Consider the following 14757-nt stretch of genomic DNA (forward strand, 5'->3'; position numbering starts at 1 on the left):
TTTTTTTATTCTTCCAGCACACGGCAATCTGCCAGAACATCGGGATAGTTTCGCATGCTGTCCGCATCAGTAATTTTGCGAATAACTTTACACGGTACGCCTGCTGCAAAAGAATGCGGTGGAATATCACGAGTCACCACGCTACCTGCTCCGATCACACAGCCGTCTCCAATCGTTACGCCCCCGCACACTGTGACGTTTGCCGAGATCCATACATCGTTTCCAATTGTGACCGGTTTGGCATAACATAGTGACTTCACATCACCGTTCTGATCCACCATCTGTCTCCGCTCGCTGGCAATCATGGGGTGAATGGGGGTAACAATCGTGACGTTGGGTCCAAAACTGGTATAGTCCCCGATCGTCACTAGCGCGTCGTCTTGTATCGTCAGATTGTAATTACCGAAGAAGTGATCGCCTATTCGGGTATGCACACCATAATGAAAAAAGATGGGGCCTTGCATGAATCCGCCTTCTCCAACCTCTCCCAGTAACTGTTGCAATATTTGATTCCTCTCCTCAGTCTGTTCTTCAAAGGTCTGACTGTAACGCTGACTGAGATTATGGGCTTGCCTTTTGATGGCCTTTAATTCCGGATCACTTGGACTGAACAATACGCCTTTCATGATTCTCTCTTCTTCACGCATCATGAATCCTCCTCTACAAGAGTTAGCTTATAAAATAAAAGCCACAGACATGAACTGTAGGTTATAAGGCTTCTGATAGAATGCCTGACTTCAACGCCTGAAGTACCATTCCTCGTAACCCAGCATCAAAATCATGTTGGAACGAATCCTGATGTACAATCTCGGGCAACGACGGCATGGGGTGATCCTTCCCGTACTGTTTCCACGCCAAATCCAGCTCTTCTCTCTCCACCCGTTCCTGATAAATGACAATCTGGTGCGGGGCAACGACGGCATTAATCGTTTGCAGGATATGACATACGTTCAGTACAAAATCATCTTTGCTTATGTCACGGTGCCAATCAGGTGAATAAGGAAGATACTTGATCTCACCAAACATCCCGTTTTTCCCACGGATCATCTGTCCATTCAACATCATGCCCATACCCGGCGGGTATCGGTTTGGAAAATAAATTCCTGCTACACTCTGTTCCTTCATATCCGCATGCTGTGTACAGTATCCGCTAATCGCTGCATTAACATCATTCTCCACGAGAACGTTCAGTTGGAACTCGCTCTCGATCTCCCGTATCAGATGTGAATGGATAAGCTCTTCATGACTGCTCACCGTGATGTCCCCATCCACGGCTTGCCCCGGAATACCGATGCCGATCATATCAATGGAGGGATACTCCGTAATGAAACGCGCGATAAGTTGCAGCATATGCTGTTTATCAAAAGCAGGCAAAATGCGCTCTTCCTTCAACACAACCTTATTCTCCAGATTCATGACCGTTGCCGAAATCAACTCCTGGCCTTTCATCTCTTTGATGTAAAGAACCAAAGCAAGCTTGAAGTTATAATTATATCGATATGCCTGTGCAGGACGACCGCCGTTAGAGGGAACCACTTTATCCTGGAACAACTCTCCGCCATCACATAACTCCTGAATCAGCGCATTAATGGTAACAACACTAAGATTGGTTAATAAAGCTAATTGCGGTTTGGTCGCCGTCTCAATCTGCTGCATGACTTCACGCACATTATTCAAATTGATGTATTTCATCATTGTAGCGTTGGCTTTTTTCATAACCCTCTCGTTTCTACTCTGGTTCAATTGAGCCAAAGCAATGGTATGGATGTCATTTCACACCATATCATACCATAATGCCTTACTCGAACACATGAGTTCCATCGTGCTGGCAATGGATCGAAATCGGCAGAGTTATTTTGTTCACTCAAACAAATCATCCATTGACTTCACAGGCTTCACTTCCATCGGCTGCTTTGACAAGGCCATATTGGCATAGGTACCTGCCCATATTATAACTGCCATAATAACGTATACCATCCCTACTTACCTCCCTGTTTCCTGCGGATTATGATTTTTCGGTTGGTCGCTTCTGCAAGCCAGTGGGGAAGCAATGCGGTTGCAGAAGCAGCGACTATCTGATAGCTCATGAGCTTGAGTCCATTTCTTTAGGTATGATTAATAAATAAACTTTATAAAGTGTATATCGTAAGTATGCGAGGATGATGTATTTTTGTCAATATGATCTGTCCGAGTCCTTTTTAATCCTAGAAAACAAGAGGGAAGCATGACCACCACACCTATCATCTGGGATACCAATGTAAATAGCTGCCACCACAATCATTCAAGAATCTGACGGCAGCCTTTTGTTCAACATGCGAGCAGTTTATTTCGAGTATTTTTGCTGTACCCCGGGCCATAAGGTCACAACCTGAATACCCACTCCCCATGCAAAATAGACCAAGTGAATGATGGAGACATCCTGAATCCAGTACACCTGCACCATAATCCAGATGATGAGAGCAAAACCCGTGTACAAAGAAAATGTCCAAGCCCAGTAGCGGTCAGGATAGAGATTAAGTGTCTCACCCAGCTCCCAATGAACGTAGCGCATGAGCGATATACCAATCACTAGAGGCATCACGCCAAGAACCAGCAATAGGATGATTCCCGGAAACAAAAAACTGGTAAAAGGTGAATGCTCCAATACAGAATCGGGCAGATTCACCATACTTCCCGTTGGGTCCATGATTAAAATGCTTCCTCCAACGATCGCCCCCATTCCCAGAAATCCATGCATCACTATAAGTAACCACGACCTGCCCATACTCCGTTTCATCATGAATTGCTCCTTCCGTTCTCTCGTACTTTATACATTCATGGAGGATTATTCTCAAACCATCTCGTATCATTCTCACACACAGCACGTTATGTTCCTGTGCTTCTTTTCACTACATAGGCTTCGAAAATTATTCAACATGGTAAAACTTGATAAAAGAACGTACGTTCGGTATAATGGAATTATCCTGAACAAGCGAGAGGCAGATATGGACGACAAATTTATTAAGGAATTACGCGAGATTAGTCGGGATGACAGACGAAGATCGGAATTTATGATTCAAGGTTTGAAGGAAACACTGCAAGAACGCAAAGAAGAAGGCTTACTCAAGCGCTGGATACGGCGTAAGAAAACAGAGAAAAAAATCTCACAAAGATTTAATCAAGATCCTCACTCGGATCAAAAGTAACAACATAAAAAGGAGGCAGAATACGCCTCCCTTGCTATTTACATATGTGAATTATTTAGCTTTGTTAGTTGTGACTTAACCCATAAGTTTGCCAAAATACAATTTTTTGTTTCAATAGGTCAAATCCTAGCTAGACTTGGTTCCTGATAAGTTTCTTACCTGTTGCCAGTTTATTGCCTTTATGTGTTAATCTAGTCCAAGGGACTTTCTTATAAAGGGAGTGAAAATATGACAAATACTTCGGACTCAATATCAATAAAGAAGGTGATAATTCTGGTGACAGGAATGTCGGGTACAGGTAAATCAACGGTTCTAGGCGAACTTGCTCATAGGGGGCATAGAATTATCGATACCGATTATGATGGTTGGAGTGAGAATGTGGATGGTTCTGGGTGGTTATGGAACGAGAATCGAATTGATGAGATGCTCACTGAACATAGAGAAGGTACTTTATTCATTTCGGGTTGTGTATCTAATCAGGGGAAGTTTTACCCGATGTTTGATGCAATAGTGTTGTTAAGTGCTCCCCTCGAAGTAATCCTTGAACGTATAGCTTCCCGTAAGACGAACGATTATGGAAAAACTGTTGAACAACGTGAAGAAATTATACAAAACGTCGCTAGTGTTGAGCCGCTCTTACGTGCTGGAGCTACTGTTGAGATCGACACCAGGAAGCCGCTTGATGAAGTTGTAACCGAGCTTGAACTCATTGCCAACTCCACTAGCTGATCACTTCTTTGCACTGTACAAAACCTCCCAGTTCGACCAATCTAAGTACCTTGTTAAACTAACCTGCCCGCTAGTTGAATAAAAGCATCCAATCACAATGGTCGGCTGCTTTCTTAGTTTTATTGAATTAACGTTTCCCGTTAGTTTAATAATCTAGTATATAAAGATTATACTGCTTCCTATCGCTCCATCTTTGTCATTGGCATAATTTATCTTGTGTTCACAATTGTTTTACTTGCCCACATTACTTAAATTCATTAACTCGACAGATACTTAATACGTCGCTTTTGGAGCAAACTGACCTTGATTCTTTAGCACAGAGTCAAAAAAACGAAGGATAAGTTCATTTTGAGTTTCAATCGCATAATACTTATCGATATCTGCTTTTCCACCCTGCAACAGGTCTGCCAATATAGGAGAGAATAAAGGTAGATCAGTCAAACTTAAATGTTTTGCGCCTTTAAAATGAACGGTGTATGCTCCTTTAAAATTTTCATTTGAAATTTTATTCGCGATATAAGAAGAGCTGCTGTCCAGCTGTACCCATACATCATCCGAATAAATGTTAAGAAGCGGGATTGTGTAAGCTTCGGATTTTACAGATAGTTCGTTCGTAGCTTCATCATACGAAAGCTCGCTAAAGAACGGAGAATCTATATTTACCACTGCGTCAATGTCATCGCGTTCTCTGCCCAGTGCTACGCTTGCCGCTCCACCCATAGAATGACCGAACACGCCTATTTTTTGTATATCGATTCGCTCATATACAGGATCTTTATTTTGCCCTGCTTGTTCTAAAATAGTATCCATGACAAAATCCATATCATCAGTTCGCATTGTTATCCATTTTTGAGTAAGCTCGAAATACTCACCAAGCGAATAAAAACCTGCTTTATTTGCATTGTTGACTTCTTGCATATACTCGGGGTTAACTGTCACAATCTTTCCAGCCTCGGAAATGGTATAAAAAGAATGATAAGGATGATCAATGGAAACGACGACATAACCGTGGCTCGCAAGTTCTGTAAAGGTAGAAGTGTTGCTTGCTTTAATACCGAATGCTCCATGGGAGAACATAAGTAAAGGATAGGTTGCGTCTGCATTTTCAGGATACCAAAATTCTACATTAACAAACCGATTGTTTTCTCGATCCGTAAATTCTTCAATACGATTCATGTCCACATAGCTGTAAGTGGCGGTGGCCACTGCATACGGACCTGTCACTTGTGGCAATTTATACTGTGGAAAAAGTAAAACCGGAACAAGAGTGACAACGATAGTCAGTGCTAGCAAAAGGAATTTCAAAATCGTAGAAAAAACTTTGTAACCCGGAGTATGTGTTTGTTTGCGCAGGAGTGCAACCATTTCTTTGAAAGCTAATATAAAGAGCAAGCCTGCAAACAGCCCCCAAGTGTACTCCCATACGACGATGTTCCCTAAGATCAGCATTATGAATACTATAAATGTTGTGATTCTCATCAAACTCTTTATCTTGCTGTGGCTTTGCTTGGTTGCAATGGAATAAACGGCAATTGCAAGCTCAAAAACCAACATAACAATAAGTATTAAAATTTCCATAAGTCTTCTCTCCTCCTCCAACTTTTTATGAGTTCATCATAAGAAATGGTAGAGGATGTGTATACGCATAAACGATAAGCTGTAGCTGAAGGCCACTAAGTTGTAAAAAACAACGCAATGAAGTGTACTTACTCTGCGTTGTGTATACCTTCTAATTCTCGTTTTTAAATGTTTTTAATCTTTTATTAATCATTTGAGCTTCCTTTTTGTCGCTCCTATAGGCCAGCAGGCGAACGATCGCATATACTACGGCAATTTGCAAAGCCAATAATAATATACCGGAAGTGGTGTATACGAGATTCAATATGACAGCGAGAGAAATTAAAACAGATTCCAGAAAGAGAAAATGAAAAACTACCCACAAGCGCATTTTATTCTCGCTAATCGAATGCGGCATATATAATATGATTCCAGTTAAAGCACCCAGAAAAGAGAACGCCATAATTGTGAAAATCGTGTTTAACTCAAAACTAGAATCAGGAGTATAGATTTGCCGTAATATAGCGATGATTATCATGATGGAGGCGAATATAATTAAGAAATCTCTGATCATTTCTTTGATGAGGCCAAAATACTTCATGTAGGTCCCCCTTTATAATCCAAGCATGTGCTTAAGCATGGGCACATACTGCCGTGATATGACTACCTTTTCCCCGTTATCCAATAATGCCTGAAAACGGCCGCTAATCGACGGATGAATACTAGTAATCTTAGCTATATTTAGGATGGTGGATTTGGAGGCGCGAAAACAATGCTTCTCTCTGCATAGTTCCTCAAGTTCATAAAGCTTTTGTTTGACTTCATGAACGTTGTTCTTACCATACGCAAACACTCTGCCGTCAACAGCTTCAAAATAATAAATATCACTAAGTTTGATACGGCTGATCTTATCCTCATGGTAACCAAGTATAATGAGCGTTTCGGTTTTTATTTTATTAACGAGCTCATATATTTCTTCGTCTACCTGGTGACACCTGATGCGGATCTCCTCTTCTTCTGTATGGTCTATAACTTCGATGAAAATTTCGATGAAAATCACCTCAAAAACTCGAATTAAAACTTGTTAACGTTTATAACATGAATCATAAATCCAAATAATCAGATAATCTCGATTTCCACGCCTTTCTAAATTAGAAGTAGGTCCTGGTGCTTGCGAACTTATCGGCGTCCAATAATGTCCTTATTACCTTAATTTTAAAGTCGTCCCTCCAGAAACAAATTGACATAACCCTATTATAATTTTCCGTGTTCCATTGATTCCTCCTCTTCGTTCAGGTATATTACCACTCATCTTACTGGAATATAGTAGAATAATCTATTTTATGCTTACTGTTCATTTAAGCTAACCTGCCCGTTAGCTTAATACATCAGGTGCAAAGTTTCATTTATTATTGAACAGTTTCATTTACTAATTCATCATTCCAATGATTATCGCTATACCCACGGCTGTTGTTCCATTCTGCTAACATTTTTCTTTGTCTCAACTCTAAATCTCTGTAAGGGGCTGCAACAAACACGATGTCGTGGAACAGATCATTATAAATAGGTAATTCGCTATTTAATTCCTTGAATTTTTTAAATGCACCTATATCCCTATCATTTGCAGCCCAAACCACTTTTTTAATCAAAGACAACACGATTGTACCTGTGCACATGGGACAAGGCTCACAGGTAGTATATAAGGTAAGTTCGTTCTTTGGAATAAATTTCTTGCTCTCAAGATGAAGTATCACATTTCCGGCTTTTCTTATAGCGTCCACTTCGGCGTGAGCTGTAGAATCACAGCTTAAAAAAACTCTGTTCCTACCTCGGCTTACAACTGAACCATCTGCATCAACAATAATTGCACCGATAGGAAAAGTACCTTCATCTCTAGCCTTTTCTGCTTCTTCAAAAGCTAACAGAAGGTTTTCGTAATGCTTGTCCATCTTATACACACCCCATCTCAGTAATTCCCAATAATAATATATTCCAGAAATATACTGCTACTCCTTCTCCCATAATGCTAATTTTTCTTGTACGGCTACGCTAACCTGCCAGTTATCTTAACTGAAAAACAGCCGACTATTTAGCCGGCTGTCTACTTGAGTATTCTGAGTTCTGTGCCTGATTTATCTATTTCAGCTTTTGATCTAGCTAGTTTTACGGCAAAATGGCAAAAGACCGGACTGGAAAGCCAGATGCTTTCTCCGCTTTGGGTACAATATTGAAAATAACAGCGCCTTTAGCCGGCACCTGATCCAGGTTTGTTAACAGCTCGACCTGGTATGTATCCTGAGCAAGTACATAATATTCTGCCAGAAGTGCTCCATTCTTCTGATAATCCACCGCTGAATCCGTGTCAAAGGTTTCATGCCCAATGGCTTGTACTTTTCTCTCCTCAAATAAAAACATGAGCGCACTAACCGACCATCCGGGTGCATGACTGTTGCCCTCGTCATCCTTGTTATCAAATGTTTCATGATTAGGCCAACGTTTGCTCCAATCGGTACGTAAGGCTACAAAGCTTCCAGCTTCAATCACGCCATGCTCTCTTTCAAATGCAAGAATATGCTCCACATCCAGTGTAAAGTCCGGATTATTCTGCACTTCAGCGGACTGGTCAATGACCACAAGCGGGAGCACAAGCTCCTTCAAACCTAGTTCATCCAGATACCGGGTATCCCGAACGAAGTGGATCGGCGCATCAAGATGTGTCCCGTATTGACCCGGGAACTTGAAGCTCTGGGCAAAGAAGCCTTGATCGTGATCAAACAGTGTATCGAATTGCGCTGCTTCGAAAGCTGAAAAATGTGGAGAGCCTGGACCAAACGTATGAGTCAGATCCACCCATTTCTTTTCTTTTAACAATTGAATGGCTTGAATGAGTTCGTTGGACATCCTAATCACCTCATGCACAAAATGGAATAAATTTCTCCTATTATATCTTATTCCACTACAATTGGGGAGAATACCTATATTGGTTGGCAGGGCAGTTAATTTTCAAATTTAAAAACTTCATTGACCGTAGATGTCAGTGAAGTTTTTTTATAATAGGAGAGTAATCCATTCAATCATGAATAACAAAAGGAGCGTGTATGATGCAAACGAAGAACGTATATCTATATGTATTTGATACGATGTCAGACTGGGAGATAGGATATCTAACTGCTGAATTGAACTCGGGAAGGTATTTCAGGAAAGAGATCAAGCCTTTACAGGTCGTAACCGTAGGCGTGGATAAACATCCGGTAACTACCATGGGCGGATTGAACATCCTTCCTCATATTTCTATTGATGAATGTTCATTGAAAGGTGACGACGTCATCATTCTTCCAGGAGGAAACACCTGGATGGACACCATCCATGATCCCCTATTGAAAAAAGTTGCTGCCTCTATAGAAGAGGGTACGGTTATTGCGGCGATTTGCGGTGCGACTGTTGCACTTGCAAAAATAGGGATACTGGATTCCAGACAACATACAAGCAATGATTTAGAATACCTGAAGATGATATGCCCAGAATATACTGGGGAAACATATTATCAAACGGAGCCAGCAGTAACCGATGGAAATCTAGTTACTGCATCTGGAATAGCTCCGTTAGAATTTACGATGCATGTGTTGAAGCTGTTGAATGTCTTTGCACCAGAAACATTACAGGCCTGGTTCAATCTGTATCAGACTCATGAGTCCAAATACTTCTACCAGTTAATGAATTCTATTGCACCTGAATAACCAGTTTCCCTCGGGTATGATGGGTTTCACTCTTCTCATGTGCTTCCCTTACTCCCTGTTGAGTTAGCGGGTACGTTCCATCAATAATCGATTTGAGCTTGCCTTCCGCAGCCAGTTCAGCCAGCTGATCCAGTTGATCCCCTTTGGGCTCCATCATGAAGACGTTGGCCGTTACTCCGGCTTCCTTGGCAAGCTTCTCATCCGGTTGTTCCACCAAGGACACGAGATGTCCGCCAGACTTTAACACTTTGAAGCTGTCGCGCTGAATATCACCGCCCATGGTGTCCAGTACAACATCATAACCGGAGAGAATCTCCGAGAAATCTTCTTTTTTATAGTTGATAAAATGATCCACACCCAACGAGCGAAGCAACGCTTCGTTTGATTCACTTGCTGTGGAAGCCACTTCAGCGCCTAGGGACTTGGCGATCTGAATTGCATATGTTCCCACACCACCTGCACCAGCATGAATGAGTACCTTCTGCCCTTTGCCTAAACGTCCATGATCCACAAGGGCTTGCCAAGCCGTCATCGCAGCCAGCGGGATCGCTGCCGCTTCCTCGAAACTCAGTTGCTCCGGTATACGGGCTATAATGTCTGCATCGACAGCAACATATTCTGCATAGGTCCCGAATTGACGCGGACGCGCAAATACCCGATCACCTTCTCTGAACCGCGTGACATTGGAACCTGCTTCAGCCACAATACCCGCAACATCGCCGCCCAGAATCAACGGAAAATTCTCCGCTGCTTCTTTCATATCACCTTGTCTGATTTTGAAGTCTACCGGATTCACCGACGTGGCATGCGTTCGGATTAACACCTGATTCACTCCACATCTTGGCTTGGCTACTTCCTGTTCCTTCAATTGTTCCGCTCCACCAAATTCCTCAATCACAATTGCTTTCATTAGAGATACCAGCCTTTCCATTGGATTATCGTTATGCTCTCCTCCATCATTACCCTTTCCCAGCAATCACTTGACCTATTCATTCAAAATTCACAACAATCTGAGATTCACAAGCCAATTCAACACTCGTGATATAATGTCGATTAGTGATGAAGTTAAATCTTAACCCAATAACTGAACAAGCGAGGTAACACGATGGAAGTAGAAGTAAGTACATTACATGCATTTTCGGATCAGGCTCATGGAGGAAACCCCGCAGGTGTTGTTTTACAAGCAGCACATTTGTCTGAAACCCAGATGCAGGAGATTGCCAGACAAGTCGGTTTTTCAGAGACTGCATTTGTTATGCCGTCGGATCAGGCAGATTTCAAAGTGCGTTACTTTACCCCAAGTGATGAAGTCGATCTATGTGGACATGCCACAATTGCTTTGTTTTATCTAATGAAGACACAGCTGCTCGTTAATGTTGGTACATATACACTGGAGACACTGGCCGGAATTCTTAAAGTTGATATCGAAGTCAATGGAGAAGTCTATCTGTCTCAGACGTTGCCGGAGTTTGGGGAGATCGTGGATCGACAGCAGATTGCCGATTCGTTACGTATTTCTATGGAGGATTTGCATGCTGAACTACCTGTACAGATTGTGTCTACCGGGCTACCCGATATCATGATAGCCGTTAAAGATATTGATGTTCTAACCAAAATCGATCCTGACTTCCAGCGTATCACTGAAATAAGTAGGGCTCATCATGCCATAGGTTATCACGTGTTTACACTCGAATCAGATGATATGAACGTTCTCGCAGAATGCCGTAATTTTGCACCGCTTTATGATATACCGGAAGAGAGCGCAACGGGCACATCCAATGGTGCAATGCTCTGTTATTTATCCCAGTACAACCAGCTTACAGATCCTCATCTTCACACGTACACGATCAGACAAGGGTATACCATGAACCGCCCCTCCGAGATCCGAGCCAGATTAACGCTGGGCAGCTCTAATGAAATCACACAGATTCAGGTTGGCGGTAGTGCAGTTCATATCAAGAACATTAAAATACCCCTCCCTTAATGGGAGGGGTTTTACGTACTTAGGATTTTAGAATTATGTACTTGAAGCAATATCATGATCTTAAATCATTGAATTTGTTGTAAAAATCGTAGTACCGCTACCTCCAACTGGTTCAGTCCTGGCTGCTCTATAGGAAAATGGCCTGCCCCTTCCAAGATCACACATTCCTTGTCTACCACCAGACGATCAAAAAAAGATTGGCTAAACCTGATCGGTGTCATGGGATCCAGTTCAGGGTGAACCAACAGGACCGGACACTGGCTGAACTGTTCCGGGCTTACCTCCGGTTTTCTATTAAGGAATGTTCTTAATAATTCCAACGGAATACGTGTAGCTGCCGCTTGTGGATCATTCATAATAAGCCGGGTTAATTCCTTGTTATTAGTAATCAGTTGCATACGGGATACCTGTTTGACCGAAATACGTACATGATCCAGCAGACCAGGGAACATATCCATCATCCGTTTTCCCACCCGGCTCACCAGACGATTCGGTGCAAGTTGATCACGCATTTCCTGATTACTCGTGTCTACAAATGTAGTTGCGATCAAACCCTTAACACGCTTGCTGCGTGCACTGGTGTGATAGGCAAGCATACCTCCGATGCTACTTCCCAATACAACGATTGGCTTGCCGTCTTTCTTGTATTCCCGTTCGATGAGTGAGACAAGCAGCTCTATCCATAGTTCGTAGTTGATACGTGTACCAGACATTGCATAACTTAACCCATACGGCGGAAGATCTGGCGATACCACCTCGTATCCATGCCGCTGCAACATACGGGCATACGGAGCGAGCAACCTGCCATTGCCTCCCGCCCCATGAATGAACAGGATTTTGATTGAAGACTCCGGCGCAGGCAAGCGGTCGATATGCAGATGAACCCCATTTGACTCCCACCATTCTTCCTCAGGAACTGTATGCTCCCCTAGCCTGACTTCTTCCGGGAAAAAGGCCTGATACTGTTTCCAATAGGGATGTGTTGTCTGATATGAAGGCAAACTTTTTTTCATATGGTACATTCTCCTCTTTTCGTATACAAAAAAAGCCGTACAGTGTACGACTTTTCGTTAAGAATACGTCTATGACCATACTTCTTTTTATAACACCTTCGTATATCTGTCAATCGGGAAACTGTACATTGCCCGGTACGATATATGCACCGCCTGACCCATCATTAGGCAGAGCCGGGATCGTGTCATTTAATACCTGACCGCGAATATCGGTAATACGCACGTTTAGTTTTTCTTTGCCCAGTCCAGTTCCGAGGAAATGATTATAGTCTTGCTTTTCAAGATTGAGCCACGTACCATCCTTCTGTTTCACTTCGAACTTTAGCACCGGATATTTGTGATTACGAACCTGAATGGCTGCCCACCACTGACTGCTGCCTTCCTTAATCCGATAGGAGACGTTGCCTTGAATTGGAGCTTTGACCACTTTCCAGCTGATATTGATTTTGCCTGCCTTTGGGTCACCGATCAGGTTAAAGGCATTCGGTGAGAGATCCAGCGCTCCGCTGGCGCCTTCTGGATAAAGGTCTGTTACATAGACGGTTGTTTTGCCTTTAGGACCCTGCACCTCGAGATAGGCTCCCGCTAAAGCGGCTTTGACACCGTTATAATTGAGTTGGAACGGATTAAGTGCAGTAATTTTCATGTCCGCCGGGATGGGATCAAGCAACACTGCACCTCCCGAGTAACCTGAGCCTGTATACGTCGCGTAACCCTGATATGTATCGTTCCATGCAGCAGATGCAGGTAGAGCAAATAATACGAGACTGAGCAACATCCCTGTACCGGCCCATTTTAACCGTTGAAATCTACTTTTCTTGTTCATGAGCTATTCCTCCTCGTCATTCTACCTTCTGTTACATTGAAACATAAGTTGAACTAAAGAATATTTACACTTGCCACTCCGATGACAGAATAACCTTCCGATCACTGTTATCCCCAGATTTTTTGATTCAATTTTACAAAGGTGAAAATCTGTTGATAAAGGCGAACGCTCCGCTTCTTCAGGTTTCTTCTGTCCTCTACGTTCTCGTGTAAATGGTTGGTTCAACTGCTAGATTTGAATATAACATTATTTTACATAATAACTTCTTATTTTCAATCCCTCTCTACCAAATGACATCGATAGTCCTGCCTCTAGACTTAAACATTCACGACCACGCACAAGATATGGATACATACCATAATTTGGTGGAATGAGCATGATTACAAGCCGATATTTGGTCGATTCCCAATAATAAAAAAAGCGCCACACCCCGGAGGAATTTCTCTCTCCAAATGGTGTGACGCCTATTAAACACTACGGTTCGAATATCCGGTCTGTCCAAGGACAGCCAGCGTTAGACTCAACCCGTTTCCCTTCGTTTCATCCGCTTCCTTAGTCGCTCATACGATGCGTAAATCCGCGGAGATTCTTTTGTCAGGATAGGCCCCAGCACAGCCAGAATTAACACATACAACACGGCAAACGATTGGATGGATGCCATCAGCCCTCCGGCCTTGCCGATGTTCGCCATGATAATGGAGAATTCACCCCGCGAGACCAGGGTAAAGCCCACATTCAATGATGCTTTAGGGCTCATTCCAGCCAGTCTGCCAGCGATCATACCTGCACCATAGTTACTGGCAATCGTCAGAATAACGGCAATAATCGTCATCCCAACAGCTCCGCCAAGTGAAGCCGGCTCGATGGTCAGGCCAAAACTGAAGAAGAAAATTGCACCAAAAAAATCTTTGAAAGGCATGATCTGATGTTCAATCCGACTCACATGTCTTGATTCGCCCAGCACAAGCCCCATCATCAACGCTCCAATAGCTTCCGCTACATGCAGTGTCTCCGAGAAACCAGCCACCAGGAAGAGCAGTGTCATGACGGTAAGCAGGAACAACTCTGATGACTTGATATTCAGTGCCTTATCAATATATTTGATGCTTTTCCTGCCAATAATCAGGAACAGCACAATAAACAGCAGGGCAGACAGCGATACCAGCAGAACACTTAAGAATGAAGTTGCCCCGCTGAGCACAAGCCCAGTCAGGATGGAGATATGAATCGCGATGAACAAGTCATCAAACATGATCATGCCCATGATAATCTCTGTTTCAGGGTTTGCCGTGCGTTTCAGATCAACGAGCACTTTAGCTACAATGGCTGTAGAAGAGCTGGTCATGATCCCGCAGACAACAAGTGTCTCCTGAAGGGGCAGATCCATGAACCACCCCAACAGCAATCCAGAGACAAAATTTAGGCCTACATAGAACATGCCCCCGGTCAGAATGGCTTTACCAGACTTTAATAAACGGGAGACCGAGAACTCCAAACCCAGATAAAATAACAAAAACAGAATGCCAAGCCTGCCCATAAATTCAATAAAGGTCGAACTTTCGATAAAACGTAAATCCACTATGCCAATCTGTGGTGCATGTGGTCCAACAGCCATACCAATGAGGATATAGAAAGGAATGACCGAAAATCGTAATTTTGAAGATATCAGCCCAGTAAGTGTAATCAGCGCAACGGCAATTCCCACTTCGAATATGAGCATATCCAT

Annotated in this window: 16 protein-coding genes; 4 read left to right on the forward strand and 12 right to left on the reverse strand. The window is 42.9% G+C overall.

Going from position 1 to position 14757, the window contains the following annotated elements; genetic code table 11:
* Nucleotides 1-5: 5 nt before the first annotated feature.
* The 3 genes from MHB43_RS24395 to MHB43_RS24405 all read right to left on the reverse strand — a co-directional run bounded on the left by MHB43_RS24395 (nt 6) and on the right by MHB43_RS24405 (nt 2779).
* A complete protein-coding gene (locus MHB43_RS24395) occupies nt 6-650 on the reverse strand; it encodes a sugar O-acetyltransferase (protein ID WP_405130636.1) in 645 nt (214 codons plus the stop codon).
* A gap of 58 nt (nt 651-708) precedes the next feature.
* On the reverse strand, nt 709-1716 hold the full coding sequence (locus MHB43_RS24400) for an ROK family protein (RefSeq protein WP_405130637.1): 1008 nt from the start codon (nt 1714-1716) through the stop codon (nt 709-711).
* A gap of 607 nt (nt 1717-2323) precedes the next feature.
* Nucleotides 2324-2779, reverse strand: a complete 456-nt coding sequence (locus tag MHB43_RS24405; RefSeq protein WP_405130638.1) for a hypothetical protein — start codon at nt 2777-2779, stop codon at nt 2324-2326.
* Between the two features lie 205 nt (nt 2780-2984).
* Here MHB43_RS24405 and MHB43_RS24410 point away from each other — a divergent pair, with 205 nt between their 5' ends.
* Nucleotides 2985-3185: a hypothetical protein gene (locus MHB43_RS24410; RefSeq protein ID WP_091034774.1), complete on the forward strand. Its 201-nt coding sequence runs from the start codon at nt 2985-2987 to the stop codon at nt 3183-3185.
* Between the two features lie 228 nt (nt 3186-3413).
* Nucleotides 3414-3914: an AAA family ATPase gene (locus MHB43_RS24415; protein WP_405130639.1), complete on the forward strand. Its 501-nt coding sequence runs from the start codon at nt 3414-3416 to the stop codon at nt 3912-3914.
* 273 nt (nt 3915-4187) lie between these two features.
* On the opposite strand, the gene MHB43_RS24420 is transcribed toward MHB43_RS24415, so the two are convergent.
* The 5 genes from MHB43_RS24420 to MHB43_RS24440 form a co-directional block, all read right to left on the reverse strand.
* Nucleotides 4188-5492, reverse strand: coding sequence for an alpha/beta hydrolase (locus MHB43_RS24420; RefSeq protein ID WP_221824524.1), 1305 nt, complete (start codon nt 5490-5492; stop codon nt 4188-4190).
* Between the two features lie 151 nt (nt 5493-5643).
* Nucleotides 5644-6072, reverse strand: a complete 429-nt coding sequence (locus tag MHB43_RS24425; protein WP_221824526.1) for a DUF3021 family protein — start codon at nt 6070-6072, stop codon at nt 5644-5646.
* Between the two features lie 12 nt (nt 6073-6084).
* A complete protein-coding gene (locus tag MHB43_RS24430) occupies nt 6085-6531 on the reverse strand; it encodes a LytTR family DNA-binding domain-containing protein (RefSeq protein ID WP_221824528.1) in 447 nt (148 codons plus the stop codon).
* Between the two features lie 349 nt (nt 6532-6880).
* Complete coding sequence (locus tag MHB43_RS24435; RefSeq protein WP_339178484.1) at nt 6881-7420, reverse strand: nucleoside deaminase; 540 nt, start codon at nt 7418-7420, stop codon at nt 6881-6883.
* Nucleotides 7421-7634: 214 nt separating this feature from the next.
* On the reverse strand, nt 7635-8372 hold the full coding sequence (locus MHB43_RS24440) for a cyclase family protein (RefSeq protein ID WP_405130640.1): 738 nt from the start codon (nt 8370-8372) through the stop codon (nt 7635-7637).
* 200 nt (nt 8373-8572) lie between these two features.
* On the opposite strand from MHB43_RS24440, the gene MHB43_RS24445 reads away from it, so the two are divergent.
* Nucleotides 8573-9208: a type 1 glutamine amidotransferase family protein gene (locus tag MHB43_RS24445; RefSeq protein WP_339185436.1), complete on the forward strand. Its 636-nt coding sequence runs from the start codon at nt 8573-8575 to the stop codon at nt 9206-9208.
* On the opposite strand, the gene MHB43_RS24450 is transcribed toward MHB43_RS24445, so the two are convergent.
* Entirely contained in the window at nt 9192-10118 is a 927-nt protein-coding gene (locus tag MHB43_RS24450; RefSeq protein ID WP_339297656.1) for an NADP-dependent oxidoreductase, read from the reverse strand. The genes MHB43_RS24445 and MHB43_RS24450 overlap by 17 nt on opposite strands.
* 195 nt (nt 10119-10313) lie before the next feature.
* On the opposite strand from MHB43_RS24450, the gene MHB43_RS24455 reads away from it, so the two are divergent.
* A complete protein-coding gene (locus tag MHB43_RS24455; RefSeq protein WP_405130641.1) occupies nt 10314-11192 on the forward strand; it encodes a PhzF family phenazine biosynthesis protein in 879 nt (292 codons plus the stop codon).
* Nucleotides 11193-11257: 65 nt separating this feature from the next.
* On the opposite strand, the gene MHB43_RS24460 is transcribed toward MHB43_RS24455, so the two are convergent.
* The 3 genes from MHB43_RS24460 to MHB43_RS24470 all read right to left on the reverse strand — a co-directional run bounded on the left by MHB43_RS24460 (nt 11258) and on the right by MHB43_RS24470 (nt 14757).
* Nucleotides 11258-12205: an alpha/beta hydrolase gene (locus tag MHB43_RS24460; protein WP_405130642.1), complete on the reverse strand. Its 948-nt coding sequence runs from the start codon at nt 12203-12205 to the stop codon at nt 11258-11260.
* Nucleotides 12206-12314: 109 nt separating this feature from the next.
* Nucleotides 12315-13031, reverse strand: coding sequence for an expansin EXLX1 family cellulose-binding protein (locus tag MHB43_RS24465; protein ID WP_017687038.1), 717 nt, complete (start codon nt 13029-13031; stop codon nt 12315-12317).
* Between the two features lie 520 nt (nt 13032-13551).
* Complete coding sequence (locus MHB43_RS24470) at nt 13552-14757, reverse strand: cation:proton antiporter (protein WP_221824538.1); 1206 nt, start codon at nt 14755-14757, stop codon at nt 13552-13554.

This window comes from Paenibacillus sp. FSL H8-0317 (genome assembly GCF_045040685.1).
Classification (GTDB): Bacteria; Bacillota; Bacilli; order Paenibacillales; family Paenibacillaceae; genus Paenibacillus.

What these genes read in the sequence shown, in the direction of transcription:
- MHB43_RS24415 (WP_405130639.1), top strand. Translation starts at nt 3,414, where the DNA reads ATGACAAATACTTCGGACTCAATATCAATAAAGAAGGTGATAATTCTG.
- MHB43_RS24395 (WP_405130636.1), bottom strand. Translation starts at nt 650, where the DNA reads ATGATGCGTGAAGAAGAGAGAATCATGAAAGGCGTATTGTTCAGTCCA.
- MHB43_RS24400 (WP_405130637.1), bottom strand. Translation starts at nt 1,716, where the DNA reads ATGAAAAAAGCCAACGCTACAATGATGAAATACATCAATTTGAATAAT.
- MHB43_RS24455 (WP_405130641.1), top strand. Translation starts at nt 10,314, where the DNA reads ATGGAAGTAGAAGTAAGTACATTACATGCATTTTCGGATCAGGCTCAT.
- MHB43_RS24460 (WP_405130642.1), bottom strand. Translation starts at nt 12,205, where the DNA reads ATGAAAAAAAGTTTGCCTTCATATCAGACAACACATCCCTATTGGAAA.
- MHB43_RS24435 (WP_339178484.1), bottom strand. Translation starts at nt 7,420, where the DNA reads ATGGACAAGCATTACGAAAACCTTCTGTTAGCTTTTGAAGAAGCAGAA.
- MHB43_RS24440 (WP_405130640.1), bottom strand. Translation starts at nt 8,372, where the DNA reads ATGTCCAACGAACTCATTCAAGCCATTCAATTGTTAAAAGAAAAGAAA.
- MHB43_RS24425 (WP_221824526.1), bottom strand. Translation starts at nt 6,072, where the DNA reads ATGAAGTATTTTGGCCTCATCAAAGAAATGATCAGAGATTTCTTAATT.
- MHB43_RS24410 (WP_091034774.1), top strand. Translation starts at nt 2,985, where the DNA reads ATGGACGACAAATTTATTAAGGAATTACGCGAGATTAGTCGGGATGAC.
- MHB43_RS24450 (WP_339297656.1), bottom strand. Translation starts at nt 10,118, where the DNA reads ATGAAAGCAATTGTGATTGAGGAATTTGGTGGAGCGGAACAATTGAAG.
- MHB43_RS24420 (WP_221824524.1), bottom strand. Translation starts at nt 5,492, where the DNA reads ATGGAAATTTTAATACTTATTGTTATGTTGGTTTTTGAGCTTGCAATT.
- MHB43_RS24470 (WP_221824538.1), bottom strand. Translation starts at nt 14,757, where the DNA reads ATGGATATGCTCATATTCGAAGTGGGAATTGCCGTTGCGCTGATTACA.
- MHB43_RS24465 (WP_017687038.1), bottom strand. Translation starts at nt 13,031, where the DNA reads ATGAACAAGAAAAGTAGATTTCAACGGTTAAAATGGGCCGGTACAGGG.
- MHB43_RS24405 (WP_405130638.1), bottom strand. Translation starts at nt 2,779, where the DNA reads ATGATGAAACGGAGTATGGGCAGGTCGTGGTTACTTATAGTGATGCAT.
- MHB43_RS24445 (WP_339185436.1), top strand. Translation starts at nt 8,573, where the DNA reads ATGCAAACGAAGAACGTATATCTATATGTATTTGATACGATGTCAGAC.